Genomic DNA, 26,863 nt, shown 5'->3' with positions numbered 1-26,863 from the left:
ATCAATTCCGCGTTTTGGAAACCTTTCGTTAAGAAAGGTTTGTCAAAGGTGAAGCCATCTTGGAGACCATACATGAAGAGATGGTCTGGAACTGCGGTTCCCGAAACATGATGTTGATCGACTAAGCTCTTGTTTTACCAGCACTAACTCTCTAAGGCAGCCATTGGCTGCCTTTTCTTTGGCAAGCATTCCCAGCAAAATCGTGCAGCGGCTTTGCGCCTGGAATTGCATGAAAATAGGCGCCTAACCGGCAAGCACGCGCTGCGATGGGAAGGTGATCTCCACCAGGGTGCCTTCGTTCGGCGCGGAATTGATCGAGAAGATTGCCCTGTTGGCATCGACCATCGCCTTGGTCAGCGGCAGGCCGAGACCGGTGCCGTCGCCACGATGACGCGACTGCGTGGACGAAACCTGGCGGAATGGCTTCATCGCCTGATCGAGCTCGCTGCGCGTCATCCCGATACCCGTATCGCGCACCCGCATCGCCACGCTGCCGTTCGCCTCATAGGAAGTGGAAACGACGATCTGCCCGCCTGATGGCGTAAAGCGGATGGCGTTCGACAGGATGTTCAGTGCGATCTGCTTGATCGAGCGCAGATCGGCAACGACATCCGGCACCGACTGCGACAGGGCCGTGCGGATGATGACGCGCTGGCTGTTTGCCTGCGGCTGGACCAGAGCAACCGCTTCCGAGATCGCTTCATTGAGACCGACGGAGGCAAAGTCGAGATCCATCTCGCCTGCCTCGATCTTGGAAATGTCGAGCAGGTCGTTGACGATGTCGAGAACGTGTCGGCCGGAACGGCCGATGTCGTTTGCATATTCGATGTAGCGCGGGTGGCCGATCGGCCCGAAGCGCTCGCTCGCCATCATGTCGGAAAAGCCGATGATGGCGTTGAGCGGCGTGCGGATCTCATGGCTGACGCGCGCAAGAAAATCCGTCTTGTGGGCATTGGCGGTTTCGGCGGCACCCTTGGCATTGCGCAACTCGTCCTCAGTGCGCTTCCACTGGGTGATGTCGCGGATGACCGCGCAATAGCCGTTGGATGAGGTCAGGCGGCCCATGGTCATGAACAGCGGCACGAAACCGCCGGCCGCCTCGCGGCCGATCACCTCGCGCCCGTCGTTCAGCACGCTGGCCACACCATGGCCGGAAAGCCCATGCAGATAGTCGAGCACCGCCTTCTGGCTCTCATGTGCAAACAGCATGACGAAGGGTTTGCCGCGTGTTTCCTGTTCGTCATAGTTGAAGAGGGCGCTAGCCGAGCGGTTCATCGAGCGGATATCGCCTTCCGTGCCGATGACGACGACACCGTCGGTCGCTGTCTCCAGAATCGAGCGCAGCTCCTCCACCTCGACCTGCAGCTTGGCGACCTTCTCCACCATCCGGTCGGAGCGCTGGTCGAGCCTGATAACCTCGCCCCTGCCTTCTTCCCGGTTCTCGACCGGCATCAACGCCAGCATCAGAGCGTTGGAATCTTCCCAGCGCACCGATTGCAGACGGGCCGTGACCGGCACCAGCCTGTCATCGGCTTTGACGAGCATCATCGTGCCCGCACCGTTTTCAAGGTCGTGACGCTGCAGCAACGCATCGAGGCCCCCCACCTCGGAGAGTGCCTCGACGGAAGCGTAGCCCGTCAGCCGCAGGAATTCCGGATTGCCGTGGATCAGTTGGTCGCCGGCATGGATCAACACGGCAACAGGCAGCAGATCGACGGTGGCAGCCGAGAGCCCGTCCGTCATCTTCACACGCGGCGGAATGAAACTGGTCAGAACCTCGATCTGGCTGACCGTCTCCTGCAGACCTTCGGTCACTTCGTCTTCGGCTTCACCTGCGGGGATCTCTTCGGCCTCGGCGGCAACCTCTTCCGGCAGTGGCTCCGCAGCAGCTTCGAAAATTGCTTCCTGCGGAATTGCCTGCCCGACGGAAGGGGTTTCGGCAACGGCTTCTTCGGCCGCCGGCGCCTCTCCTACATCAGGTTCAGGCTGCGGCGTGGCGACCGGTTCTTCGTGGTACGTGCCGAAGGCTTCGAGGCGTTTGGCGATCTCGCGGAAATTCGCCTGCTCGGCGGCTGTCAGGCCATTGCCGGCGCTGTGAAGCTGCACGACCTTGTCACTGAAGCGGCGGTTCGGCGTTTCGGAAATGCGCAACGCCGGCGGTTCCTCCTGTCTGTCGCGAGGCGGCTGATCTTCCCGCTGACCGGCAACATCAGGCTCGGAGGCGGACTGTTCTTCGACGACAGGTTCCGGTGCTGACGCCTCTTCCGGGATGGTTACGTCCGTCGCTACTTCGACTTCCGGCACGGTGTCTTCTTCGACATCAGCGTCCGGATTCACAGCCTCGTCGGTCTGCGGCATAACTTCGGCAATGACTTCAGGCTGTTCTTGCGGCATTTCGGCTTCCGCCGGTGCCGTCTCTTGCGGCTCAGCTTCATTTGCCGATCCGAGATAGGAGGCATCATGGCCGATGCCGTCGGGTCCGAGCGCCAGGCCAAGCGCCAGGGGATCTTCCTGGGCGTCCGACAGGCGCACCACGCCGAAGCCGCGGAAACCATCGAAATCGCGGTTGCGCGTATAGGTCGGCAGAGCTGCCAGGTCGACGGGTACGACGAGGCTCGTGCTCTCGATCGGCCAGTAGATCGTCTTGCCGGACCAGGTATCACGCCGCGCCAGCGCTTCGGAGAGCTTCGATTCCGGATCGAGGTTGAAGAGGGCGGCAACGTCGGAGAAAGCGCTGCCGATGATGTTGCTCGCATGCGGGCCGACAGCCTCGGCGAATTCATGAGAAACTTCGCTGAAGCGGCCTTCCGCATCGATCTTCCAGACGAAACGGGTGGCGCGGCTGTTCGGCTTGAAGACGAAGCTGCTCTTCCTTGGGCCGGCTGTAGGCTCTTCTGGGACAACGGGTGCTGCTGCGAAGTTTTCGGCAACGGAAACGGCCGGCTCAACCCGCTCGACGACTGGAGCCCCCGCGCCGGCCTCTACGATCTCTTCCTCGGAAGCAGATGCTTCGGTCTGCTGCTCGACCTGCTCGCTGGCGTCATCGACGACCACTGTTTCAGGCTCGGTAATGCTTCCATCTGCCGACGGCTCGGACTGGGCCTCGGCTTCGACCGGTTCGCTCATCTCAACCGGGCCTTCGGTCTCGCCGGTAATTTCCTCCAGTGTCTCCTCGACCTCTTCAATGCCAGAAACTGCGTCGATCGCCTCGGCTTCCGTGAAGCCGGCCGCGGGTGCGGCAATACTGGGAGTTTCGTCCGTTGCGGCTTCTGCTGGCGCACTCTCTTGAATATTGACGGAAGGTTCGATCGGGTCGAGATGACCGATCGCGGTTTCAACGGCGAAGAGAAGGTGGAGTGCCGGCTCGTCGTTGAGTTTGCCGACGGCAGCCGGCAAGTGGCCAAGGCCGGTCGCAACCGGGCGCTTTACCAGGCGGTCTGGATGGGCGCCGGCGAGCGTGATCAGCGTCCTTGCCGCCTGCTGCGTAATGCCGAGCGAGGCGAAACCGGGCGAAGCGGCAATGACTTCGCCCTCGGCTCCGATCACGGCCATATGCGTATCCGGGTCGTCGAGGCCTTGCAGCATTTGCGCAGCATTGGCGCCCGCCGTCAGCGGGGGCGTGGAGACCGGAACGGAAAACAGAATGGCCTTCTCGCCCGAAGCGAGACGGATAAGCTCTGACGACGCGGAAGCCTGAACGCGCTGAAAGCCCTTGGCGATGCGGATGACGAAGGTTTTCCGGGCGCCGATCTCGCCAAGCTGACGGGCAGTCGCCTCAAGTTGGCGGAAGGTGATGTCGGCATGGCTGACACCCTGGTCGAGCAGATCATAGACCGCGGTGTGGCCAAAAAGCTCGGCGCCGGCACCATTCGCCCAGAGCAGGCGAGAAAGATCAGCGGAAAAGAGCACCATGGCCTCGCCACGCGAGAATCGCTCACGCACCCGCACATGCACGGCGATATCGATGAACGGATACTGGACTGCGGGCATGATCGAACCTGTCGCTTTCGGGCTCTTCAGAATTAACAGCTTATTAATAACTGCAGGTCTGCGACCGGTCCAGAAGAGCACGGAGCTTTCGGCCGGAAAGGTTAACGCATTGTGCGTTGCACAACGATGTTGCAATGCACAATAAGATGCTGTATATAAGATTTATCCAATTTATCGCGGGCACAGATTTGCCCATCTAAAAGGACGCGATCCGATGGCTACCATAAAGACCGACGACGTTTTTTCAATTGCCTCCTTCGACCCGAGCAAGCTGRCTGAGTCCTTCCGCGACTTCACCGAAAAGGGTGCTCAGCAGTCCAAGGAAGCCTATGCCAAGCTGAAGTCCGCCGGTGAAGAAGCAGGCAAGACGCTGGAAGCAACGGTCCAGACCGCGCAGGCCGGCAGCGTTGAGATCGGCCTCAAGGCAATCGATGCGCTCCGCGTCAATGCCGAACGCTCGCTCTCCCACATGGAGGCGCTCCTTGGCGTCAAGTCCGTCGCCGAATTCTTCGAGCTTCAGACCTCTTTCCTGCGCAAGCAGGCTGAATTGACCGTCGAGCAGGCGAAGTCGCTTCAGGAAACCACCAAGCAGGTTGCCGAGAAGGTCGCAAAGCCTTCGAAGGAAGCTGCTGAAAAGGCCATGGCATCCTTCAAGATTGGCTGATCTGCCAGGCTCGATAGATAATAAAGGCTGGACCGAATGTTCAGCCTTTTTGTATATTGAGCGCAAATCGGGGCTTGAATTAAAGTTCAAGTCCTCGTATGTGACCCCCGTCGCGGCGTGCGCGGCATTGTGCGGTTGTAGCTCAGTTGGTTAGAGCGCAGGTTTGTGGCACCTGAGGTCGGAGGTTCGAGACCCCCCAACCGTACCATTCTCTCCCATAAGTTGGTTTGCCAGTTCGGCAATGCACGGCATCGGCGCTTTTTGATGTCAAAATGATGCCTGCTCGCATTTTGCTATTGCCGTTAACACTAGTTTACCTATTTATGAGCAGTGCGATGCAGCAATTGCCCGTTGTTTTCGTTGCATTGCGAAATGCTGGCGGCTTGCCGCTTGGGGGTAGGACAGTCCACCGAGGCATTATAGGAGAATTCAATGTCCATTTCTGTACAGAATATTGAGGAATCGACCGCTGTTTCCCCGATTGACGTGGCAGCCGCGGTTAAAGGCGCACGTGATGCGGTTGGCTACAGTATTGAAGACCTCGCAGTTACCTGCGGTCTGGCCAATGGGGAAATCCTCGAAATCGAAAATGGCGAAAGTGCCGATCCGGCAAAGCTAAGGCGTATTGCTGCAGCGCTGCAGGTTCCGGTTTCTGCCTTTCTGCATATGTAGGTGCGACAAGGCCGGTTGGCATCTCCGACCGGCCGTCGTCCCTTTTAAGGGACATGATTGGAACTCTTGCGCCTCCCGCGCCGTTCAACGGTCGACGGGAGTATATGTATGTCCAAGACCCTTCTTTACGGCGCAACGAAGATCGACGAGACGAATGCCGCCTATGCGGCTGTCGCCAGTCTCGAACAGTTCCAGTGGAAGAACCGCGTGTTCATTCTCATCGCCGACCGCGACAACTCCCGCGCAGCCCGCCAGGAAAACCAGCTGCTTGCCGACCGCGCCGCTCTTGAGGAACGGGATATGGTTATTCTCAAGCTTGTCGGATCGAGCATAAAACCGCTCTTCGGAAGCGGCGACGGGCTGAACGGCGAGGCGCTTCGAAAGGAACTGGACGTGCCTGACACGGGTGAATTTGCCGCCTTCCTGCTTGGCAAGGATGGCACCGTGAAACTGAAGGCCAGTGAGCCGATCACGTCAGGCGAACTCTTCGCCATCATCGACAGCATGCCGGTCCGTGCTGCCGAGGCAGTCAGAGACGACAAATAATCCAATATTGCAATCGTAAAGGAGCCGGCCATGTCCGTCCCGAACGACCCTCTTCCCGACCAGCCGCCAATGCCCTCGCCAGGCTGGAGACCGGTGCCGCCGATCAAGGAGCCGGAGCCCGATCGCCTGCCGGATGAAGTGCCGCTCCCCAACCCCGATGAAAACGAGGAACCGGCAAAGCATCTGAGCGCGAGAGCAATACCAGCAAAAGTGTACAGCGGTTTTGCGTAAAGAGTTACGCGAAAACAAGGGGATGGAGCATGAAATGCTCTAAAGGAACATCTGCCTTTCTTCGTCGACGAGTTCTTGCAGGAAATCGATGACGCTGCGCACGCGCACCAGATCGCGCGCGCTTTCGTGGTAGGTTGTCCAGTAGGCGCGGCGGATGGATACCTGCGGCAGGATGCGCACCAGTTCCTTGTATTGCCGGGCGATATAGTCATGCAGGATGCCGATGCCGGCGCCGGAACGCACGGCCTCCGTTTGGCCGATCGCAGTCGAGATTTCAAAACCCGCGTCCCAGCTGCGCATCACCTCGCCGGAGAAATTCAGCGAGGCGGTGAAGATCAGGTCTTCGACATAGCCGATGCGCGGATGCACCTTCAGGCCATCGACATCCTCGGGCTTTCCATGCTTCGTGAGATACTCCCACGATGCGTAGAGGCCGAGCGTGTAGTCGGTCAACTTGGATGAGACGAGCCGTCCCTGTTCGGGTCGTTCCAGCGTAATGGCAATATCCGCTTCGCGCTGTGACAGCGAGAAGGAGCGCGGCACCGGCACGAGCTGGATCTTGAGTTCCGGATGGCGCTCGATCAGTCTGCCCATGCGTGGCGCAAGAAAGGAAACACCAAACCCATCGGGTGCGCCGACGCGCACCGTTCCGGCAATTGCCGTATCCGTGTGGCCGAGATTGGCCTGCGCGGCCAGCATTTCCGTTTCCATCCGCTCGGCCGAGGCAAGAAAGACTGCGCCTTCGGCGGTCAGCTCGCAGCCATTCGTCCGGCGGATGAAAAGCCGCGTCTTCAACGCCTCTTCCAGCGAGGTAAGCCTGCGCGAAAGCGTGGCGTGATTGAGCCCCAGCCGCTTCGATGCGGCGAGGATCTGCCCGGTGCGGGCGACGGCCAGGAAAATACGAACGTCGTCCCAGTTCATGGCTTGGAACGCATCACGATGGGTTCGACGTCGACAAGCGTCAGTGACGTCACCATGCCGGCCGTCTCATTCTTGTATTTCAGGAAATGCGGCGTCCGCAGATGGGCCTCGTATGCCTCCTTGTCGACATAGACCTCCAGGATACGGATCACGTTTGGACGATCCTTGATGGAAACGGCATTCAGCGAAAGGACGCCGTCCTCCAGCGCAACGGACGCCTCGATTTCCTCGGTAAGCAGCGCCCGGTAGGCTTCGAGCGTGCCCGGATCGATCTCCAGTTCCGCCATTCTGACGACAGGTTTTCCGCTCATCGTCTCGACCTTCCCTTTGACTTGTCCGCGTGCGATGCCAATTTTGAAGCAGGAGCATCAACCACCGCGACAGAGCTATAATTTACGCACAACGGTTGCTTATTATAGCGCATTGATTTGTGAAAATTGAAGTGCGATTGTTGCGTCATCCAAAAAGATCAGGAGGAACACCCATGCGTGATATCGGTCATTTCATCGGCGGCAAGAAGGTTGCCGGCACCAGCGGCCGCACCAGCGACGTCTTTAACCCCGCAACCGGCGAAGTGCAGGCAAAGGTCGCGCTGGCGAGCGTCGAGGAACTCCGCGCCGCCGTCGAAAACGCCAAGGCTGCGCAGCCGAAATGGGCGGCCACCAACCCGCAGCGCCGCGCCCGCGTCTTCTTCAAATTCGTCGATCTCCTGAACCAGCACATGGACGAGCTTGCGACGCTGCTTTCCAGCGAGCACGGCAAGACGGTCGAGGATTCCAAGGGCGATGTCATCCGTGGCCTCGAAGTCTGCGAATTCGTCTGTGGCATTCCGCATCTTGCCAAGGGTGAATTCACCGAAGGCGCCGGCCCGGCGATCGACATGTATTCGATCCGCCAGCCCGTCGGTATCGGCGCCGGCATCACGCCGTTCAACTTCCCGGGCATGATCCCGATGTGGATGTTTGCCCCGGCAATCGCCTGCGGCAACGCCTTCATCCTCAAGCCCTCCGAACGCGACCCATCCCTGCCGATCCGCCTTGCCGAACTGATGATCGAAGCCGGTCTGCCGGCTGGCATTCTGAACGTCGTCAACGGTGACAAGACCGCGGTCGACGCGATCCTGACCGACCCTGATATCGCTGCCGTCTCCTTCGTCGGCTCCACGCCGATCGCCCGTTACGTCTACGGAACGGCTGCAATGAACGGCAAGCGCGCCCAGTGCTTCGGCGGTGCCAAGAACCATATGATCATCATGCCTGACGCCGATATGGACCAGGCTGTCAACGCTCTGATGGGCGCAGGATACGGCTCTGCTGGTGAGCGCTGCATGGCCATCTCCGTTGCCGTTCCCGTTGGCGAGGAAACCGCCAACCGTCTCGTCGAGAAACTCACGCCCAAGATCGAATCCTTGCGCATCGGCCCCTATACCGATGACAAGGCCGACATGGGGCCGCTGGTCACCAAGGATGCGTATAACCGCGTCAACGGCCTTATCGACCGCGGCGTCGAAGAAGGCGCAAAGCTTCTCGTCGACGGCCGTGGCTTCAAGCTGCAGGGTTATGAAAACGGCTATTTCGTCGGTGGTACGCTGTTCGACAACGTCACACCGGACATGGATATCTACAAGACGGAGATCTTCGGACCGGTTCTCTCCGTCGTTCGTGCCAAGAACTACGAAGAAGCCCTCGACCTGCCGATGAAGCATGAATATGGCAACGGCGTCGCGATCTACACCCGCGACGGCGACGCTGCCCGCGACTTCGCCTCCCGCATCAACATCGGCATGATCGGCGTCAATGTTCCGATCCCGGTTCCGCTCGCTTATCACTCCTTCGGCGGCTGGAAGGCTTCGAGCTTCGGCGATCTGAACCAGCACGGCACCGATTCGATCAAGTTCTGGACCAGGACCAAGACCGTCACTGCCCGCTGGCCGTCAGGCATCAAGGGCGGTGCCGAATTCGTCATGCCGACGATGAAGTGATCCAACTTATCTTTCGCCATCTGGAAACAGGCCCGAGAAGGGCCTGTTTTCGTTTGAAACGCTGCGGCGAGCAGTCGCGGGAAACGTGAATGTGAATTTCATATTTTGGAATTGTTCAAAACTGTGAAACCCACTATATACGGTCCACAAATGATTTAGGAGATCGGCATGCGGTTGACGAAGCAGACCAACTATGCGGTTCGCATGTTGATGTATTGTGCAGCCAATGAAGGACATTTGAGCCGGATTCCGGAGATTGCCAGAGCATACGGTGTTTCCGAGCTCTTCCTTTTCAAGATTCTGCAGCCTCTCAACAAGGCAGGCCTCGTCGAGACGGTGCGCGGTCGCAATGGCGGTGTACGCCTTGGCAAGCCGGCGACCGATATCACCCTTTTCGACGTGGTAAGAGTCACCGAAGACAGCTTCGCCATGGCGGAATGCTTTGAGGACGGCGCGGTCGAATGCCCGCTGGTTGATAGTTGCGGCCTGAACACCGCGCTGCGCAAGGCGCTGAACGCCTTCTTCGACGTGCTGACCGAATATTCGATCGACGATCTGGTAAAGGCAAGGCCACAGATCAATTTCCTGCTTGGCCTTACCGGCGAACAGCATTATCGCAAGCCCGCCATTCAGGCGCCGGCTGCCTGATATCTGACCATTCTGATATCGTCATGAACCACGGCTGTTTTCCATGGCCGTGGTTTTTTCATTCGCGCTCACGGCTGTTGATATATCAGAGCCCGTTGAAACCGTTCTCAACGCCCTTCCGCGACGCGAAATTATACCAAACGCGACAAAAATACGGTTGAACGTGCTTCAATCTTGCAAATGTGGGCCTATTTTTGACCGAAAATTTCTAAAATTGCTTTTCTGGAAAAATTTTCTGCGGATGCCGTTGCGTTCAGCAAATAAATATCGTTCCATCGGCCCGCTGATCGGGGTAATGAGCGCCCGATCTCTAAAGATCAAAAAAGAACAAACCTGGGAAACGACATCATGAAAAAGTTCTCTGTCCTGCTCGCAGCGACAGCCCTGGCTTCGGTCATGGCTACCGCCGCGTATTCCAAGACGCTTGTCTATTGCGCCGAAGGATCGCCGGAAGGCTTCGATCCTAGCCTCTACACGGCAGGCACGACCTTCGACGCGTCTTCGCGTACGGTCTACAGCCGCCTCGTTGAATTCAAGCACGGCGGGACGGAGATCGAGCCGGGTGTTGCCGACAGCTGGACGGTTTCGCCCGACGGCAAGGAATATACCTTCAAGCTGCATCCCGGCGTGAAGTACCAGACGACCGATTTCTTCACCCCGTCGCGTGATCTCACCGCCGACGACGTCGTCTTCTCCTTCGAACGCCAGATCAAGTCCGACAATCCCTGGAACAAGTATGTCGAAGGCGGTTCCTACGAATATGCTGCCGGCATGGGCTTCCCTGATCTCATCAAGTCGGTCGAGAAGGTCGATGACCTGACGGTCAAGTTCACGCTCAATCATCCGGAAGCACCGTTCCTGGCCGACCTCGCCATGGACTTCGCTTCCATCGTTTCCAAGGAATATGCCGACAAGCTCGCCGCTGACGGCAAGATGGCCCAGCTCAACCAGCAGCCGCTGGGCACCGGCCCGTTCACCTTCGTCGCCTACCAGCCGGATGCTGTTATCCGCTACAAGGCTAACGAAAGCTACTTCAAGGGCAAGGAAAAGATCGACGATCTCGTTTTCGCGATCACCCCTGATGCCGCTGTCCGCGCCCAGAAGCTGAAGGCCGGCGAATGCCACCTCATCCCGTATCCGAATGCTGCCGACGTTAGTGAGCTCAAGAAGGATCCTAACCTCACGGTCATGGAACAGGCTGGCCTGAACGTCGGCTTCCTCGCCTACAACACCCAGCAGGCTCCGTTCGACAAGCCGGAAGTCCGCCGCGCGCTGAACATGGCGATCAACAAGCAGGCGATCATCGACGCCGTCTTCCAGGGCGCTGCACAGGTTGCCAAGAACCCGATTCCGCCGACCATGTGGTCCTATGACGACAAGATCCAGGACGACAAGTACGATCCGGAAGGCGCCAAGAAGGCTCTCGAAGCCGCTGGCGTCAAGGACCTTTCCATGAAGGTCTGGGCAATGCCGGTTTCGCGTCCGTACATGYTGAACGCTCGCCGCGCCGCCGAACTGATCCAGGCAGACTTTGCCAAGGCCGGCGTCAATGTCGAGATCGTCACGCATGAATGGGCCGAATACCTGAAGCTCTCCTCCGACGTGAAGCGCGACGGCGCCGTCATTCTCGGCTGGACCGGTGACAACGGCGACCCTGATAACTTCATGGACACGCTGCTCGGTTGCGACGCTGTCGGCGGTAACAACCGCGCTCAGTGGTGCAATAAGGACTACGACGCTCTGATGACGAAGGCCAAGGAAACGGCTGACGTTGCTGCACGCACGAAGTTCTACGAGGAAGCGCAGGCGATCTTCAAGAAGGAAGCTCCCTGGGCCCCGCTCGACCACTCGCTGGTATTCGTTCCGGTGAGCAAGAAGGTGTCGGGCTTCCATATGGACCCGCTCGGCATTCACCGCTTCGACGGCGTTGATATCGCCGAATAAGAAAAATGATAAACTGCCCGGCTAAAACCGGGCTTGACCGGCGGTCAGGCTTCCACCTGACCGCCGGAAACTATTGGACAACCTTGCTATGTTGCGATTTCTCATCGGGCGCCTCGCAGTCCTGATACCGACCTTCCTAGGCGTTTCGCTCATTGCCTTCTCGTTCATCCGCCTGCTTCCTGGCGACCCCGTCATGCTGTTGTCGGGCGAACGTGTCATGGCACCCGAACGTCACGCCCAGATCATGCATGATCTCGGTTTCGACCGGCCCATGTATGTGCAGTATTTCGATTATCTCGGAAAAGTGCTGCACGGCGATCTCGGCACCTCGATCGTCACCAAGCGCCCGGTTCTCGGCGAGTTCTTCACGCTCTTCCCGGCAACGCTCGAACTTTCTCTCTGCGCCATCCTGGTGGCAATCTTTCTCGGTGTTCCGGCCGGCGTTTTCGCTGCTGTCAAGCGCGGAACCTGGTTCGACCAGAGCGTGATGGGGGTCGCCCTCATCGGCTATTCGATGCCGATCTTCTGGTGGGGCCTGCTGCTCATCATCTTCTTCTCCGGCTATCTAGGCTGGACGCCGGTTTCCGGCCGCATCTCGCTGATGTATTTCTTCAAGCCTGTCACCGGCTTCATGCTGATCGATAGTTTGCTCTCCGGCCAGAAGGGCGCCTTCGCGTCGGCCGTCAGCTATCTCATTCTGCCGACCGTGGTGCTTGCCACCATTCCGCTTGCGGTTATCGCCCGCCAGACCCGCTCGGCGATGCTCGAAGTGCTGGGCGAGGATTATGTGCGCACGGCCCGCTCCAAGGGTCTCGCACCTCTGCGCGTCGTTGGCGTCCATGCGCTCAGAAACGCCATGATCCCTGTTATCACCACGATCGGCCTGCAGGTCGGCGTGCTGCTCGCAGGCGCCATTCTTACCGAAACGATCTTCTCCTGGCCGGGCATCGGCAAGTGGATGGTCGATGCTGTCTTCAAGCGCGACTATGCAGTCGTCCAGGGCGGTCTTCTCATGATTGCCGGCATCATCATGCTTGTGAACCTGATCGTCGACCTGACCTACGGCTTCATCAATCCGCGTATCRGACACTAGGAGCGGTCCATGAGCACGATAACTGCAAAATCCGACCAGCCCTCCGCCCTGACGGAATTCTGGTATTATTTCTCGCGAAACAAGGGCGCCGTCATCGGCCTCTTCGTTTTCCTCATCATCCTGCTGATGGCGATCTTCGCACCGCTCGTCTCGCCGCATGCGCCGACCGAGCAGAACCGCCAGCTTCTGCTCTCCGTCCCCTTCTGGATGGATGGCGGCAGCTTCTCCTATCCGCTCGGAACGGATGCCGTCGGCCGCGATATTCTTTCGCGCCTGATCTTCGGCGCACGTTTCTCGCTGTTCATCGGTGTCGTGGTCGTTACGCTATCGGTGGTTGCCGGTGTCTTGATCGGCCTCGTTGCCGGTTATTTCCGAGGTCGCGTCGATATCGTCATCATGCGCTTGATGGATATCATCCTCGCCTTCCYGTCGCTGCTCCTGGCCCTTGTGCTTGTGGCGGTGCTCGGCCCCGGCCTGCTCAATGCCATGATCGCGATCTCGATCGTCAACCAGCCGCATTTCGTGCGCCTGACACGCGCCGCCGTGATGGGCGAGCGTGAAAAGGAGTATGTGGTGGCCTCCCGGGTCGCCGGTGCCGGCACCTTCCGCCTCATGTTCAAGACGATCCTGCCGAACTGCCTCGGACCGCTGATCGTCCAGGCAACGCTTGCCTTCTCCGCCGCGATCCTCGATGCAGCCGCCCTCGGCTTCCTCGGCATGGGCGCCCAGCCGCCGACACCCGAATGGGGCACGATGCTCGCCGAATCCCGCGAGTTCATATCGCGCGCCTGGTGGGTCGTAACATTTCCGGGTCTCGCCATCCTGATCACCGTTCTCGCTATCAATCTGATGGGCGATGGCCTGCGTGATGCGCTCGACCCCAAGATGAAGAGGTCCTGAGATGGCGCTTCTCGAAATTGAAAATCTCGTCGTCGAATTTCAAACCTCGACCGGGCCTTTTCGCGCGGTCGACGGCGTTTCGCTGAAAGTCGACGCAGGTGAGGTTCTGGCGATCGTCGGCGAATCCGGCTCGGGAAAATCTGTCTCGATGCTGGCTGCCATGGGCCTCCTGCCGTGGACGGCAAAGGTGACGGCCGACAAGATGCTCTTCGACGGCCAGAACCTGCTTGGCATGTCCGGAGCCAAACGGCGCGAGATCATCGGCAAGGATATGTCGATGATCTTCCAGGAGCCGATCGCCAGTCTCAATCCCTGCTTCACCGTGGGCTTCCAGATCGAGGAAGTGCTGAGGATTCATCTTGGTCTCGACAAGGCGGCGCGGCGCAAGCGCGCGATCGAGCTTTTCCAGGCGGTCGGCATTCCCGATCCCGCCGAGCGGCTCGGCCACTTCCCGCATCAAATGTCGGGTGGCCAGTGCCAGCGCGTCATGATCGCCATCGCAATTGCCTGCAACCCGAAGCTTTTGATCGCCGACGAGCCGACCACGGCGCTCGACGTGACCATCCAGAAACAGATCCTCGATCTCCTGATGCGCCTGCAGACGGAACATCGCATGGGTCTGATCATCATCACGCACAATATGGGCGTGGTTGCCGAAACGGCTGACCGGGTGATCGTCCAGTACAAGGGCCGCCAGATGGAAGAGGCCGATGTGCTCTCGCTCTTCGAATCTCCGAAGAGCGACTACACGCGGGCACTGCTCGCAGCCCTTCCTGACAATGCGACCGGCGACCGGCTGCCGACCATCGGCGAACTTTTCAATCCGAATAAGACTGTGGAGGGAGCGGCCTGATGACGCCAGTTCTCGAGGGAAAGAACATCGTTCGCGACTATTACCTGCCGGGCGGCATGTTCAAGAAGGCGCGAACGGTCCATGCCGTCAAGGGCGTGAGCTTCAGTGTCGAGCAGGGCAAGACGCTGGCGATCGTCGGCGAAAGCGGCTGCGGCAAGTCGACGCTCGCCCGTATCATCACGATGATCGACCCGGCGACGGCGGGCGAACTCTTCATCGACGGTAAGAAGGTCGATATCTTCAAGGGTGACCTGACGCCGGAAATCCGCCGCAAGGTGCAGATCGTCTTCCAGAATCCCTATGGATCGCTCAACCCGCGCAAGAAGATCGGCGACATCCTGATGGAGCCGCTGATCATCAACACCAATACGCCGACCGCTGAACGCCGCGATCTCGCGATGGCGATGCTGAAGAAGGTCGGCCTGCAGGACGTTCATTTCAACCGCTATCCGCACATGTTCTCGGGCGGCCAGCGCCAGCGTATCGCCATTGCGCGCGCGCTGATGCTGAAACCACGGCTTCTGGTTCTCGACGAACCGGTCTCGGCGCTTGATTTGTCGGTGCAGGCGCAGGTGCTCAACCTGCTCGCGGACCTGCAGGACGAACTGAACCTGACCTATGTCTTCATCAGCCACGACCTTTCGGTCGTCCGCTACATGGCAGACGACGTGATGGTGATGTATTTCGGCGAAGCAGTCGAATACGGCACGCGGGATCAGGTTTTCAACGATCCCCAGCATAGCTATACAAAGACCCTGTWTGCAGCGACGCCGCGTGCGGATGTCGAAACGATCAGGGCGCGCCTTGCACGCAAGAATGCTGCCGTAGCTGCGGCCTCCTAGAGCAATTCCAGCAAAAGTGCGCAGCGGTTTTGCGTCCGGAATTGCGCGAAAACAAAGAGATAGAGCATTTCCATGTTTCGAAGAAATATGGAGATGCTTAAATGCCGCAGATATCCCACGTCGAAACGATGAGCGAGACGAGCAATGACCGAGAATAACCGAACGCTCCATGCAATCATCGTCATGGGGGTGAGCGGTTCCGGCAAATCCTCGGTCGGCGAAAAGATAGCCAAGGCTCTGCATCTGCCCTTCGTCGAGGGTGATGCTCTTCACCCTGCCTCCAATGTCGAGAAGATGTCGAAGGGCATTCCATTGACCGATGAGGACCGGATGCCCTGGCTCGACCGCATCGGCGAGGCGATGAAGGCATCGCTTGCCAAGGGCGAAGGCACCATCGTGTCCTGCTCTGCGCTGAAGCATATCTACCGCGAACGCCTGCGAGCGGCAGCCGGCGGCAACCTCTACTTCGTCTATCTCGAAGGGTCGAAAGAACTGCTGACGGACCGCATGGGCCACCGCAAGGGGCACTTCATGCCCACCTCATTGCTGGAAAGCCAGTTGGAGACGCTGGAAGTACCGACGGGCGAACCGGGTGTCGTCACCGTCGATATCGATGACACGATCGAGGGTATCGCGGCAGAAGCCCTGAAGGCTCTCGCCGCTCTCGGCGTTACGGGTTGAAGCGGTCAGGCGAATAAGCCGAAATATTGATGAACGGCGTCTCGCCGGTCATCAGTTCGGCCAGCACACGCCCTGTCACCGGCCCGAGCGTCAGCCCGTGATGGGCATGGCCGAAGGCAAACCACAGGCCCTGATGGCGCGGCGCCTTGCCGATAATGGGCATCATGTCGGGCGTGCAGGGGCGGGCGCCCATCCACGGTTCCGGATCCAGTCTCTCACCCAGCGGAAAGATCGTGCGGGCCACCACTTCGGCCCGGTCGAGTTGCACCGGTGTCTTCGGCGCGTCGAGCGTGGCGAATTCCGCACCCGTCGTGAGGCGCACACCACGGTTCATCGGCGCCAGGAAATAGCCGCGCTCGGAATCCAGCGTCCAGTTGTTGAGCACTGCATTGCCCTGGACGCTGTAATGCATGTGATAGCCGCGTTTGACGCCGAGCGGGAAGGAATAGCCGAGGCGCCGGGTCGCGACCGCCGCCCAGGGGCCGAGCGCCAGCACGACCTCGTCGGCCTCCAGCCACCCCTCCGACGTCATGATCTTCCAGCCGGACCCGATTGGCCCGAGTGATGCCGCGTCGCCGGTCACAAATCGTCCGCCGAGGCTTTCGAAATAGCTGCGGTAAGCACGCGTCAACGCATGCGGATCGAGCACCGACCAGGGATCGATCCAGCGAAGGCCGCCAACGAAATCCCCGGTGATATCAGGCTCCAGGCGAGCGATATCGGCCGAACTCAGGCTCTCGTAGCTGACGCCGAACTGATCCTTCCAGAGGGCCGCTTCCGTAAAGGCCTCGTCGCGCTTGGCGCCGGTGCGGAAGATCTTCATCCAGCCATCCCTGCGGATCAGCGTTTCGGCATGCGACGCCTCGATCAGGTCCTTGTGCTCCATGATCGAATTCTCGATCAGCGGTGCATAGGCCTTGGTGATCATCTCGTGCCGCTTCGGATTGGAGTTCCACCAATAGCGGGCAAGGAAGGCGAGCTGGCCGGGCAGCGCCTTCAGATGATAATGCGCATCGATGCGGTTGTTCAGCGCGTAGCGCAGCAGCAGGCCGAGCTGCTGGGGAAAGCCGTAGGGCATGACGCCTTCGCGCTGGATCAGGCCGGCATTGCCGAAGGAGGTTTCGTTACCCGGCTCCTTGCGGTCGATGAGTGTAACCTGCCGGCCGCGGCGTTGAAGATGAATGGCCGTCGAAACCCCGACGATACCGGCGCCGAGCACGATTGCGTTTTTCGTCATTTTCCCCTGCATTCCGCTATGTTTTAGGCCTTAAAATGCCCATCTCAATGCTGCGGCGCAAACGAAAAATCGCATTTCATTTCAAAATCATTGCGCTTTTAAGTGCGGCATTTTCGGCCCTGATGCGAACAGTCAGGACGGCGGCATTGAGGAGAGAAAAGACGAGCGCATAAAGCGGCATGCCGAAGGCAAGCGGCAGGGCGGCGATCTCACCTGTCACGATCATGTAGTTCGGATGTTTGAAAAAGCGGTAGGGGCCGCCTTCGACGAGCGGCGCACCAGGCAGGATGATGATACGCGTCGTCCAGCGCTCCCCGAGTGTGGTCAGCACCCACAGTCGCAGCACCTGCAACAGCATGAAAAGACCGAACCAGAAGAGCTGAACCGGCTGTCCCGCTGCCAGCATCCACAGCCCGGCGAGCCAGCCCGTGTGGAGCGCCACCATGTAGGGGTAATGATCGGGCGCGATCTCGCGCCCCCCCTTTGCAAAGAGCGCCATCGTGTTGCGGCGCGCGATAACCAGTTCCGAAAGCCGCTGGGCGGTCACGAAGGCCAGCAATGTGATGGAAGGCCACATCATGCGACCCTCCGCAGGGTCACGCAGCTTGCCGTAAAGCCCGGCCCCATGGCGATCATCGCCGCCCGGTCCGGCAAACCTCTGCCGATAGCACGCTCCAGAACGAAGAGCACGGTCGGCGAGGACATATTGCCGTAGTCTGCAAGCACCGACCGCTCGATGTCGAGCGTGTCTGGCCCCATCGAAAGCGTGCTCTCCATTGCCGCCAGCACTTTCGTGCCGCCGGGATGACAGATGAAACGGTCGATATCGCCGCGCTTGAGGCCGCTGCGCGCCAGGATGCCGTCGATCGCCGGGCCGAGCTCCTTTTCCGCAAAGGGCGGTAGTCCCTGCGCCAGCAGGATGCCGAGCCCGGTATCGTCGATCTTCCAGCCCATGATGTCGAGCGTATCAGGAAAGAGGTGATCGCCCGCCGATTCCACTTCTGCCATGCCGCCTTGGCCTGATCGTAGCACGCAGGCTGYAGCCCCGTCACCGAAGAGGGCGGTGGCGATGATGTTCGGTTTCGTCAGCTCATCCAGACGGAAGGCCAGCGTGCAAAGCTCTATGGCGATGAAGAGCACGACGGCGCCCGGGCGGCTGCGCGCCAACCGCGAAGCGATGCCAAAGCCGGAAACGCCGGCAGCGCAGCCAAGCCCGAAGACGGGTACACGCTCGATATCCGCGCGAAAGCCGAGCCGGCCGGCGAGCCGCGCATCGAGGCTCGGCGTGGTGATGCCGGTGGAGGAAACCGTTACCACGCAATCGACCTGATCGGCCGTCAGCCCCGCCTGATCGAGCGCGCGCGTTGCCGTCGCGACGAACAGCGAACCGGCGACCTCCTCATAGGCCTCCATTCTGTCTTGCCAGCCATGCGTCTCTTCAAACCAGGAGAGGGGACGGGCGGCATGCCGCTTTACGATACCGGCATTGTCGAAGACGCGCGCGAGGTGGCGGAATTCCTTGAAGCGATCCCCAAAGAGGCGCGAGGATGCCGCGGCGGCTTGGCTCTGGGTGATGATATGGTCAGGCACTGCAGTGGCGAGACTTAAAAGTCTGACGGATTGAGTCACGGTATGCTCCTTGTCGTTCCCGGCGGAACGAGTGGAAAACACGCGGGCGCGGAGGTTTATTCGGTACGCTATTCTTCACGAAGCAGTGATCGAAAAATGCGAAAGCCTGTCGAATAAAGCTGCCAGCAGCGGTGTTCACTCCTCGCAACGTCATTTTTTGAGGAGTTATCCCATGACGATCAAGACTGTCCGCATCGCTTCCCTCGTATTCGGCAGCTGCATTGCCGCTTCCGTCTTCTCCGGCCCCGTCTTCGCAATCGGCAACGATAGCAGCACCATGCCGGTCTGCAAGAAGGGCGAGATCTACGACCAGAAGACCAAGAAGTGCGTCAAGCAGCAGAGCTCTAACGTGACGGACGAAAACCGTACCGATTATGCCTATTCGCTCGCCAAGGCCGGTCGCTATGAAGAAGCGCTCGCCATGCTCGACACCGTCAAGGATCAGAACACCGCTGAAGTGCTGAACTATCGCGGTTACGCCACCCGCAAGCTCGGCCGCACGGATGAGGGCATCTCCTACTATCTGCAGTCGGTGAAGCTTGATCCGCAATATGCCAAGGTTCGCGAATATCTCGGCGAAGCCTATGTCATCAAGGGCCAGCTCGATCTCGCCAAGGAGCAGCTGACGACGATCAAGGCGATCTGTGGCACCGGTTGCGAGGAATATCAGGACCTTAACGCCGCGATCATCGATCCGTCGAAGATCTAAAGCAATGCCAGCAAGAGTGTGCAGCGGTCTTGCGTCCGGAATTGCGTGGAACAAAGCTGCACGCTTGCGCGGGGCAGGAGAAAGACAAGGTTGATTGAAGGGTATTTCTGGATGTCGGTCGCACACACCACATTTCCTGCCTATAGTCGCGCCAGAACGGAATCGCCGGCCCGGCCGGCGGTTCCAAGACAGCCAACACGCGCGGAGGCGGCCATCGCGAGCGAAGCGGATATCAGGAGCGGCCTGACGGAAAATCTTGCCCGTCTGTGGCGCTATGGCCTCGTCCTTTCGCATCAGCGCGATGTCGCCGATGATCTCGTGCAGGCGACCTGCGTTCGTGCGCTGGAGCGGGTCGATCAGTTCGTGGCAGGCACGCGGCTCGACCGCTGGCTGTTTTCGATCCTGCATTCGATCTGGCTGAATGAGATCCGTGCCCGCCGCGTTCGCCAGGGGCAGGGCTTCGTCGATGCCGACGAGACGCTGATATCAGATGGCGCCCGCGACACCGAAACGCATGTTATGGCGAACCAGGTTTTGAAACAGGTGAACGCGCTGCCGGAGGCGCAGCGATCGGCGGTTTTCCTCGCCTATGTAGAAGGGCTTTCCTATCGCGAGGTCGCCGCCATACTGGATGTTCCGATCGGCACCGTGATGAGCCGGCTGGCAGCTGCCCGCGCGAAGCTCTCCGAGACTGTATCGGCAGGGGGATTTGAATGAGCACGAAGCACAGAATGCCCTCCGACGAGGAACTGACCGCCTTCATCGATGGTGAACTCGGCGCCGAAGAGGCTGCCCGCATCGAAGCGCTGATCGAGGCCGACGAAGCTGTCGCCGAACGGCTGGAATTCCTGGCGCGTGCAAGCCTGCCTTACAAGCAAGCCTTTGCGCCGCTACTCGATGCCGCTCCGCAGGCAAAGCTCGAATCCATGCTATCGGCCATTCCTGCCGCCCGGTCTGCAAGGCCGGCTGCCTTCGTCAGCCGTCGAGGCTTTCTCGGCGCACTTGCTGCTTCGGTCGTTGCCGGCATCGCCGTCGACCGCGCCGTGATCGGTCTTGGCACGGGGCTCTCGGGCAAGGACGAAAACAGCGAATGGCGCGCCGTCGTCGCCGAATATATCTCGCTCTATACGCCGGAGACGCTCGCCGGTCCGGTCCCGCCCAGAGACGTGCAGGTAGCGCAGCTCGCCAGTCTGGATGGCAACCTCGGCCTGCAGCTTTCTCCAGAGCAGGTTGCTCTGCCYGATATAGATTTCAAGCGCGCCCRGATCCTGCAATATGATGGCAAGCCGCTCGCCCAGATCGCCTATCTGGATCCCGAGACCGGTCCCATGGCGCTCTGCATCGTCGCCTCCGACGGCGGCCCCAAAACCCCCGATATCGAAGGCCGCAAGGGCATGAATGTCGTCTACTGGGCGAACGCTACCCACGCCTTCATGCTGATTGGTCACGCCCCGGTCGACCGCATGACCGAGATCGCTGACGCGGTGCGGAGCAAGATTTCCGTCTGACGCGCAAGTGACGATACTGGACCGTAATCCATCAGTTCACCGCGCTCGCAAGCCGAAGATTTGCCTGTGATACGCTGCCATCTGTTACCGGCGGCCGGGCGTTGACCTCGATGACACCAGAGGTTTTCGGCTTCAGGGCCGGCCGCTGCGCCTTGGCGGGCAACGGCGCGCCTGCCGCCTTGCCGGGTGAGCAATTCCCCGACGTGCTGCTCTCGACTTGCGGCTTGCTGTCAGCGCTGTTGAAGTAATGGACACTGCGGGTGCAGACACCGTTGCCGGACATGGTCGAAACCATCGAATAGCCCYGCATGCCGGCCGGCAGCCTGTTGAGGCCGACATCAGTCAGATTTCCCTGAGATGCCAGTATCATGCTGTCGGCCTGTTGCATCATTGCAGCAGCTTCGCGGTCCATCGCTGCGGATATGCGGTCTAGATCGGCAAAGGGAGCGGATGGCCAGAACGGATCGAAAAAGCCCGAATCCGGCTGACTGTCGAACCGGACTTGCGGCGGTCGGTCACCCGCGTAACGAATGCGCTCAAGTGAACCATCCGGCAGTCGCACGACGAGCACATGGGTATCGGTTGATTTGTGGGCGACATCCTCAGCCGAAGCCGGGCCGGCAAGCTCGGCTGCTGCGATTGCCACGGCGCTTATGAGAAATGCGATACGAAGCCTCTGCACAATGGCCTCCTGAAACGGGAAGATCACCATCCGATTTCCCGCGCGAATGAAGTGCAGCGGGCACGACCAGGATGATCATTGTGGCGCGGGCCAAATTTGTGGCGCGCTGCTGCGACGTGGCGACGCAGAATGCGAACGCCGAAAGCATGTCGCGCAAAAGTGTTCAGCGGTTTTCCAATAACGACCTGCCTCAAACAAATTTGAAGCGTGGCGCGCAAATCTGAAAAATTGCAACACGCTTCAGAACGGTTGGGTCTTGTCGGAAACCTGGCTGGCCTGATTGGCGGGGACGAGGCGGTTCAAGCAATTGACGTAGGTCGTATACATCTGCTGGAGCCGCGAGAGGGGCACCACCCATTTCTCTTCATTTCCGGCAAAATCCAGCTCCATATCCGGCGTGCCGATAAAGGAATTCTTGAGCATCTTCTTGATCTGGGCAACGCCCGTCTTCTCATCCGCAGGCAGGACGCGAAGCGTCTTGCTGTCGAAGAATYCGGCCGCTACGGCCTTGGTGCCGGAATACCCGACAAGTGTCACCTTGGTTGTGGTGCCCTCCGGAATATCCCAGCCATCCTTCGAAACGAGCCACATGACGCTGTCGAGGCTCTGGCGGAATTCGACCGTCTTGCCGAGTTCATTGTTCCAGACCAGCCGGCAATAGGAGGGCTTCTCACCAACGAACCCGACCGACCACTGCCGCGCATCGCCCATCCATTCCGTCTCGCTCCGGGCGGTGGCCGGAATGAGAAGTGCCGTCAGCAACAGGGCAGAAAAGGTCTTCATGGCTCGAACCGTCTCCAGGGAGTCACGGTGATTCTATCGGCGGAAGGTTGAGGTTTTGCTACTGCGGCGGGTCAAAGCCATGTTCATTTCACCGTGCAGCCCTCCGGATCGGCGATGATGATCGCAGGAAACGAAGGAATTCTTCGGCATCTGAGCCTTTCCACAGCCTGTGGCTACAATTCTGGGCAACAGGTCGGGAATGACGCCAAAACGATATCCGGCACGACTGGAAAATCAAGGAATTAAGGGCATTTAGGGAGAATTGGCTGGGGAACCTGGAAAGTAATCCAACTTTCAGTAAGCCCATGATGCAAAACAACCTATTGCAAATAAACAACTTATTTTCTAGAGCTGTTCCGGTCGAGTGTTCCGGAATAGTGCTACGGATGGGCGAAATTGGCAAGGCTTACGTATCTAGAACGACGAAACGCTACCTACTATGCGCGGCTGGATGTCCCGCTTGATCTCGTCAAGCATTTCGGAACCACGACACGAAAGAAGTCTCTGCGCACCAAGGATGAAAACGAAGCGAAGAAGCGCCTCTGGCCCGTGATCGAGGGTTGGCGCTCTGAATTCGATGAAGTTCGAGCGCGCCGGGAAATTACCTCGGACGACAAGGCGATCGCCGTCTGGCAGCACTATGAGGCTACGATCGACGGCTATGATCGCAAGCAGCGGTCCCTGCCGACGCCGGAGCAGATGGACGCCGAGCTGCAGCAGATTTATCGGCAGATCGATATGGGGGAGATCACGTCCGAGAACTTCTTCGGCATGATCAACGCCTACACCGACTATGAGCTCATGCTTCGCGCACGCACCGATGATGCAAATCTTCGCGCGCGCCGGCTCAACGCACTCAAGAGCGCGCTTGCGGCCGGCGATGCGAAATTGATCGAGCCTGCAGTAAAGAAGTTCGTTGCCCAGCATCGGCTGCTTGTCGATACGGGCTCTGATGAATACCGCGAACTCTGCAGCTTGATGACACGAGCTGAGATAGAGGGCCTGCAGCGCACCCTGGAGCGCGACACCGGAGATTTCTCAGGCGCTCCGAAAGATCCGATCGTCAAGCCTGCAAGCGGTAAAGGTCGGGAAGCTGCTGCACCAGGTGAGACCATTATGGAGCTGTTCGAAAGCTACTCCCGCGAGAACCCGAACCAGATCAAGCCCGATACGCTTGCGCAGGCTCGCCGGGACGTTAGTCTTTTCGTTGCATACGTCGGCAGCACGTTCCCGGTGCATCGAATCGACAAGAAGGCTGTCCGAGAATGGAAGGCGCTCTTGCTTCAATATCCTGTGAAGGCGACGGAGACGAAAGCGTTCGAAGGCATGAAGCTTACGCAAATCGTCAAGCACAATGAAACGGTGAAGAAGCCAACGATCAGCACGACAACCGTCAACCGATACCTTTCCGGCTTCAGCGCGTTTTGCACTTGGCTAACGAACCATGGCTATCTCACAGCAAACCCCGCCGCGGATATGTTCCTGAAGAAGTCAAAGGAGAAGACGACGAAGCCCTTCGCGGTTGACGAAATGAACGCCTTGTTCAAGTCGCCGTTCTTCATCGGATGTCAGAACGATGAAGCTCCCCGGTTTTGGAGTAAGCCGGGCAACGTCCTTGTCCGCGACCACCGTTACTGGGTGCCACTGATCATGCTCTATTCCGGTGCACGCCCGGCAGAGATAGCGCAGCTCGGCGTTGACGACGTGCGCGAAGATCGCGGCCATTGGATCATGCACATCACGACCGAAGGCGATGGTGATAAATCCGTGAAGACGGCAGGCTCTATGCGGGTCGTGCCGGTGCACCCGGAGTTGGTGAAACTCGGCTTGCTGAAGTATCACGCCGACCTGAGGGAGCGCGGAGATAAGCGTCTGTTCCCGCTCGCAGAGCGCAATGAGCGCGGTCAGATGATTGCAGATTTCAGCCGCGACTTCCCACGGTATTTGACAAAGATCGGCCTGAAGGACGGACGTGGTTTGTCCCTTTACAGCTTTCGGCATGGTGCGGCCGACGCGCTGCGTCGCGCTGGCTTTCTTGATGAGCAGTTTGGCTTCATTCTGGGCCATACGTCCGGCACGATGACGCAACGCTACGGCACCTTACCGCAGGGCATGCTTGAGGATCGCGTCAAGCTTGTGAACTCGATCTCCTATCCCGGATTGGTCTTGGACCACTTGAAGCCGGCGGGCTGCGTCGGATGACGCGACATAGCTTCATCCTAATGGCTGCGAGTCATCGAGCCCAAGGTCCAGTAGATAGCCGCGGCGCCAATTAGGAGCCGCTTCAACTGCGGCCTGATAGCGCCACCGTTGTTTTGTGCGCGGTTTGACCCAGGCGACAGACATTCGCTTGCCTTGATCGAGAGCCTGCTTGATGGCCTTCTGCATTTCTGTTGTCGGCTTCACTGGGACGACACGCAGGCCACTAGTCTCGATCTGCTCCAGCATGAAGCGCGCGATGAGGGATGCTTCTTCTGCGTTGATGGTAAATCCTCGATCCGACAGTCCTGTTTTCAACGCCTTCTTGAGTATGCGCCATGTATCGACATCGGCCTGGGAGGAGGCAGGGTTCCGAACTTCATTTGTCGTTTGCGTCATGAAAGATGCCGAGCCTCCCCCTGATCAACTCGTTGCGGTGCTAGCCAGACTTCTTCCGCTTCTTCTTCTGTTTTTCGCGTGTTTCATAATCCGATTCTTCCTCACCTGTTTCCTGCTGTTCAGACATATGCGTGGCAATAGCTTCCCAAATCGCGTCCACCTCCGCTTTAGGGAAATATTGCAGCAGAATGGAGTAGATGAGTTCGCCTTGGGCGATGCCGAGAGCTTCTGCGGTCGATTTCGCAAACTCTACAGGGAAGTAATGTCTGCCTGTCACAAAGTGGACGATCTTGGTGTCTGACACTCCCAGTTGATGGGCGAGATCTCGATACGACAGCTCCGATTTCGTGAGATGTGCTTCTATAATCTGACCGACGCGCATTGCGGCGTGAGGACTTCTATACGGGGTCATCGCGACGCCTCAATGTATAAGTCGTTCGATATTATGACTTATTTACTGGTATGGCAACATTATTTGCATGAACTGAAATAATAAGTAATTATTTACTTACTATTTCCTCATTTATTTTCGATCGTAAATTACGAATCTCCAAATTTTATTTGATATAATTCAGCACGAGAGAAGCAATACGTGAGAAACATAAAATGAATTCACAGCGCAATTCGGAAGTCGCGAAGCTCATTCAGGCGCACTTGGAAAATTCCCCCTACACCGTGGAGGAAATCACTCTCCTCGTCGGGTTTCAAAGCCCTCATACGGTCGAAGGATTTCTTAGCGGGGATCGAAAGGTGCCGCTCGACAAGGTGCTGCCGTTGGCCAATGCACTTGGATGCAACAGGCGGCGATTGTTCGCTCTTGTTCTGAGGAGTTGGTTCGGCGCCGAGTTCGCCGACGCTATCGAGGAGGTCTTCGCCGGCGATTCAGCTGCGCCTGCTGAACCTGGCTGGCTCGCGTTCTTACGCGAGTTCTACGGCGATAGCGTTCCGGAGCTGACGCCGGCGTTACGTCGTCGCTTTAGGCTCCTTGCGAGCATACCGGATTGAATGCACGGATCATCAGATCACGCAAAGAGAAAACCTGCGCCTTTGACGCCTCGCATCGCATGTGAGGCACGGGAGGTTAGGACGTCGAAATCATCGCCGGCACGGAAAGCATCCCCATCGAGAGGTCCGGGGTCACCTAGGACTTCGATAGGCTATTGGCGTGTGAGCTACGCAATGCCGGACAACAGGAGGTTATACGGCACCAGAGCGACATGAACACAAGAGCGGGGCGATCCTTATCATCGTCCGTCGGAAGCGCGGACAGCGTGAAGCAGTATGGACCGCGCGCTCAATTCGACCCTGAATCAATGAGCACTCAGTCGTGCATCTTGTCTGGTGACATCCACTACTGCGGTTAGCCAATACGTTCGGAAATGTTTTCTGCGCTGGCCCTTAAGGCATCCCGTAACGGCGAGAGGAAGTTCAGCACAGCAGAAGTGGCAACCGCAAAATTCGGTGAAGTTAAACCATGTGAATGAAACAGCTCAATATCCTAATGCAACTGCTGCGAGTCCGAAGACCTTTACATCAGCTACAAAAACGCGGAATTCCGACGTATTTGTAAAGATTGCGGAAACCTAGCGTCAAGGTCCGGATGCATTTCCTCAAAGATTGCGTGTTTCATGACAAGGTCAGACGCAACTATAAATTGGTATTTGTAAAGATTGAGCTCCTCGACCTTTACGTTTTTTCTCGAGGAAGCCCTCGAATGTAAAGGTCATGCAACGATGGTGGAGCGGCTATTG

The 26,863-nt window shown here is 58.6% G+C and carries 28 protein-coding genes and 1 tRNA gene; 19 read left to right on the top strand and 10 right to left on the bottom strand.

Translation table 11 applies throughout. The features are described 5' to 3' along the window. Positions 1 to 243 precede the first annotated feature (243 nt). On the bottom strand, positions 244 to 3,990 hold the full coding sequence (locus AC1D35_RS20410; protein WP_113311540.1) for an ATP-binding protein: 3,747 nt from the start codon (positions 3,988 to 3,990) through the stop codon (positions 244 to 246). 214 nt (positions 3,991 to 4,204) lie between these two features. Between AC1D35_RS20410 and AC1D35_RS20405 the strand changes: the two genes are divergently transcribed. The 5 genes from AC1D35_RS20405 to AC1D35_RS20385 all read left to right on the top strand — a co-directional run bounded on the left by AC1D35_RS20405 (position 4,205) and on the right by AC1D35_RS20385 (position 6,103). After that, the gene (locus tag AC1D35_RS20405) at positions 4,205 to 4,654 is read left to right on the top strand and encodes a phasin (protein ID WP_477939781.1); all 450 of its coding nucleotides are present in this window, start codon (positions 4,205 to 4,207) and stop codon (positions 4,652 to 4,654) included. 131 nt (positions 4,655 to 4,785) lie between these two features. After that, a tRNA-His gene (locus tag AC1D35_RS20400) sits at positions 4,786 to 4,862 on the top strand. A gap of 224 nt (positions 4,863 to 5,086) precedes the next feature. Beyond that, the gene (locus AC1D35_RS20395) at positions 5,087 to 5,326 is read left to right on the top strand and encodes a helix-turn-helix domain-containing protein (protein ID WP_113300695.1); all 240 of its coding nucleotides are present in this window, start codon (positions 5,087 to 5,089) and stop codon (positions 5,324 to 5,326) included. A 108-nt stretch (positions 5,327 to 5,434) separates the two neighbouring features. Continuing rightward, positions 5,435 to 5,872: a DUF4174 domain-containing protein gene (locus AC1D35_RS20390; protein WP_113311539.1), complete on the top strand. Its 438-nt coding sequence runs from the start codon at positions 5,435 to 5,437 to the stop codon at positions 5,870 to 5,872. 30 nt (positions 5,873 to 5,902) lie between these two features. Next, a complete protein-coding gene (locus tag AC1D35_RS20385; protein WP_113311538.1) occupies positions 5,903 to 6,103 on the top strand; it encodes an MSCRAMM family adhesin in 201 nt (66 codons plus the stop codon). Positions 6,104 to 6,142: 39 nt separating this feature from the next. Here the strand turns inward: AC1D35_RS20385 and AC1D35_RS20380 are convergent, their stop codons facing one another. Further along, on the bottom strand, positions 6,143 to 7,024 hold the full coding sequence (locus AC1D35_RS20380) for a LysR family transcriptional regulator (protein ID WP_113311537.1): 882 nt from the start codon (positions 7,022 to 7,024) through the stop codon (positions 6,143 to 6,145). Next, entirely contained in the window at positions 7,021 to 7,335 is a 315-nt protein-coding gene (locus AC1D35_RS20375) for a putative quinol monooxygenase (protein WP_113311536.1), read from the bottom strand. The genes AC1D35_RS20380 and AC1D35_RS20375 overlap by 4 nt, the downstream gene beginning before the upstream one ends. A gap of 173 nt (positions 7,336 to 7,508) precedes the next feature. On the opposite strand from AC1D35_RS20375, the gene AC1D35_RS20370 reads away from it, so the two are divergent. From AC1D35_RS20370 to AC1D35_RS20330, 9 genes are all read left to right on the top strand, one after another. Further along, on the top strand, positions 7,509 to 9,005 hold the full coding sequence (locus AC1D35_RS20370) for a CoA-acylating methylmalonate-semialdehyde dehydrogenase (protein WP_113311535.1): 1,497 nt from the start codon (positions 7,509 to 7,511) through the stop codon (positions 9,003 to 9,005). A gap of 168 nt (positions 9,006 to 9,173) precedes the next feature. Continuing rightward, positions 9,174 to 9,653 (top strand): iron-responsive transcriptional regulator RirA, encoded by a 480-nt coding sequence (rirA, locus tag AC1D35_RS20365; protein ID WP_113300689.1) that lies wholly within the window; start codon positions 9,174 to 9,176, stop codon positions 9,651 to 9,653. A gap of 43 nt (positions 9,654 to 9,696) precedes the next feature. After that, a complete protein-coding gene (locus tag AC1D35_RS20360; protein WP_162748628.1) occupies positions 9,697 to 10,005 on the top strand; it encodes a hypothetical protein in 309 nt (102 codons plus the stop codon). After that, entirely contained in the window at positions 10,002 to 11,597 is a 1,596-nt protein-coding gene (locus AC1D35_RS20355; protein ID WP_113300688.1) for an ABC transporter substrate-binding protein, read from the top strand. The genes AC1D35_RS20360 and AC1D35_RS20355 overlap by 4 nt, the downstream gene beginning before the upstream one ends. Before the next feature lie 88 nt (positions 11,598 to 11,685). Next, complete coding sequence (locus AC1D35_RS20350) at positions 11,686 to 12,690, top strand: ABC transporter permease subunit (protein ID WP_477939776.1); 1,005 nt, start codon at positions 11,686 to 11,688, stop codon at positions 12,688 to 12,690. 9 nt (positions 12,691 to 12,699) lie between these two features. Then, positions 12,700 to 13,590: an ABC transporter permease subunit gene (locus AC1D35_RS20345; protein WP_477939774.1), complete on the top strand. Its 891-nt coding sequence runs from the start codon at positions 12,700 to 12,702 to the stop codon at positions 13,588 to 13,590. Between the two features lies 1 nt (position 13,591). Continuing rightward, positions 13,592 to 14,443 (top strand): ABC transporter ATP-binding protein, encoded by an 852-nt coding sequence (locus AC1D35_RS20340; RefSeq protein ID WP_113300685.1) that lies wholly within the window; start codon positions 13,592 to 13,594, stop codon positions 14,441 to 14,443. Then, positions 14,443 to 15,285 carry a dipeptide ABC transporter ATP-binding protein gene (locus tag AC1D35_RS20335; protein ID WP_477939772.1) on the top strand — a complete coding sequence of 281 codons (843 nt, stop codon included), beginning with the start codon at positions 14,443 to 14,445 and terminating at the stop codon, positions 15,283 to 15,285. The genes AC1D35_RS20340 and AC1D35_RS20335 overlap by 1 nt, the downstream gene beginning before the upstream one ends. Positions 15,286 to 15,429: 144 nt before the next feature. Beyond that, on the top strand, positions 15,430 to 15,966 hold the full coding sequence (locus tag AC1D35_RS20330; RefSeq protein ID WP_113311534.1) for a gluconokinase: 537 nt from the start codon (positions 15,430 to 15,432) through the stop codon (positions 15,964 to 15,966). On the opposite strand, the gene AC1D35_RS20325 is transcribed toward AC1D35_RS20330, so the two are convergent. The 3 genes from AC1D35_RS20325 to AC1D35_RS20315 form a co-directional block, all read right to left on the bottom strand. Further along, a complete protein-coding gene (locus AC1D35_RS20325; protein WP_113311533.1) occupies positions 15,956 to 17,203 on the bottom strand; it encodes an NAD(P)/FAD-dependent oxidoreductase in 1,248 nt (415 codons plus the stop codon). The two genes, AC1D35_RS20330 and AC1D35_RS20325, sit on opposite strands and share 11 nt — an antisense overlap. A 76-nt stretch (positions 17,204 to 17,279) precedes the next feature. Then, a complete protein-coding gene (locus AC1D35_RS20320; protein ID WP_113311532.1) occupies positions 17,280 to 17,783 on the bottom strand; it encodes an isoprenylcysteine carboxylmethyltransferase family protein in 504 nt (167 codons plus the stop codon). Continuing rightward, the gene (locus tag AC1D35_RS20315) at positions 17,780 to 18,832 is read right to left on the bottom strand and encodes a type III polyketide synthase (protein ID WP_477939769.1); all 1,053 of its coding nucleotides are present in this window, start codon (positions 18,830 to 18,832) and stop codon (positions 17,780 to 17,782) included. Before AC1D35_RS20315 ends, AC1D35_RS20320 begins: the two co-directional genes overlap by 4 nt. Positions 18,833 to 19,004: 172 nt before the next feature. Between AC1D35_RS20315 and AC1D35_RS20310 the strand changes: the two genes are divergently transcribed. From AC1D35_RS20310 to AC1D35_RS20300, 3 genes are all read left to right on the top strand, one after another. After that, positions 19,005 to 19,541, top strand: coding sequence for a tetratricopeptide repeat protein (locus AC1D35_RS20310; protein ID WP_113300680.1), 537 nt, complete (start codon positions 19,005 to 19,007; stop codon positions 19,539 to 19,541). Between the two features lie 111 nt (positions 19,542 to 19,652). Further along, complete coding sequence (locus AC1D35_RS20305) at positions 19,653 to 20,258, top strand: RNA polymerase sigma factor (RefSeq protein ID WP_113311531.1); 606 nt, start codon at positions 19,653 to 19,655, stop codon at positions 20,256 to 20,258. Next, positions 20,255 to 21,049, top strand: coding sequence for an anti-sigma factor family protein (locus AC1D35_RS20300; RefSeq protein WP_477939767.1), 795 nt, complete (start codon positions 20,255 to 20,257; stop codon positions 21,047 to 21,049). Before AC1D35_RS20305 ends, AC1D35_RS20300 begins: the two co-directional genes overlap by 4 nt. Positions 21,050 to 21,080: 31 nt before the next feature. On the opposite strand, the gene AC1D35_RS20295 is transcribed toward AC1D35_RS20300, so the two are convergent. Beyond that, the gene (locus tag AC1D35_RS20295) at positions 21,081 to 21,731 is read right to left on the bottom strand and encodes a hypothetical protein (protein ID WP_477939765.1); all 651 of its coding nucleotides are present in this window, start codon (positions 21,729 to 21,731) and stop codon (positions 21,081 to 21,083) included. Between the two features lie 240 nt (positions 21,732 to 21,971). Continuing rightward, a complete protein-coding gene (locus tag AC1D35_RS20290) occupies positions 21,972 to 22,514 on the bottom strand; it encodes a hypothetical protein (RefSeq protein WP_477939764.1) in 543 nt (180 codons plus the stop codon). A 396-nt stretch (positions 22,515 to 22,910) separates the two neighbouring features. Here AC1D35_RS20290 and AC1D35_RS20285 point away from each other — a divergent pair, with 396 nt between their 5' ends. Further along, positions 22,911 to 24,716: a DUF6538 domain-containing protein gene (locus AC1D35_RS20285; protein WP_477939763.1), complete on the top strand. Its 1,806-nt coding sequence runs from the start codon at positions 22,911 to 22,913 to the stop codon at positions 24,714 to 24,716. A gap of 12 nt (positions 24,717 to 24,728) precedes the next feature. On the opposite strand, the gene AC1D35_RS20280 is transcribed toward AC1D35_RS20285, so the two are convergent. Next, the gene (locus AC1D35_RS20280) at positions 24,729 to 25,112 is read right to left on the bottom strand and encodes a hypothetical protein (RefSeq protein WP_477939761.1); all 384 of its coding nucleotides are present in this window, start codon (positions 25,110 to 25,112) and stop codon (positions 24,729 to 24,731) included. 40 nt (positions 25,113 to 25,152) lie between these two features. Beyond that, positions 25,153 to 25,494: a hypothetical protein gene (locus tag AC1D35_RS20275; RefSeq protein ID WP_477939759.1), complete on the bottom strand. Its 342-nt coding sequence runs from the start codon at positions 25,492 to 25,494 to the stop codon at positions 25,153 to 25,155. A gap of 224 nt (positions 25,495 to 25,718) precedes the next feature. Between AC1D35_RS20275 and AC1D35_RS20270 the strand changes: the two genes are divergently transcribed. Beyond that, positions 25,719 to 26,117 carry a hypothetical protein gene (locus AC1D35_RS20270; RefSeq protein ID WP_477939757.1) on the top strand — a complete coding sequence of 133 codons (399 nt, stop codon included), beginning with the start codon at positions 25,719 to 25,721 and terminating at the stop codon, positions 26,115 to 26,117. The last annotated feature ends 746 nt before the right edge of the window (positions 26,118 to 26,863 follow it).

Source organism: Rhizobium sp. P1_E6 (assembly GCF_056405875.1).
Note: the sequence above shows the minus strand (reverse complement) of the source record. Positions and strands in the feature narration are given on the sequence as shown.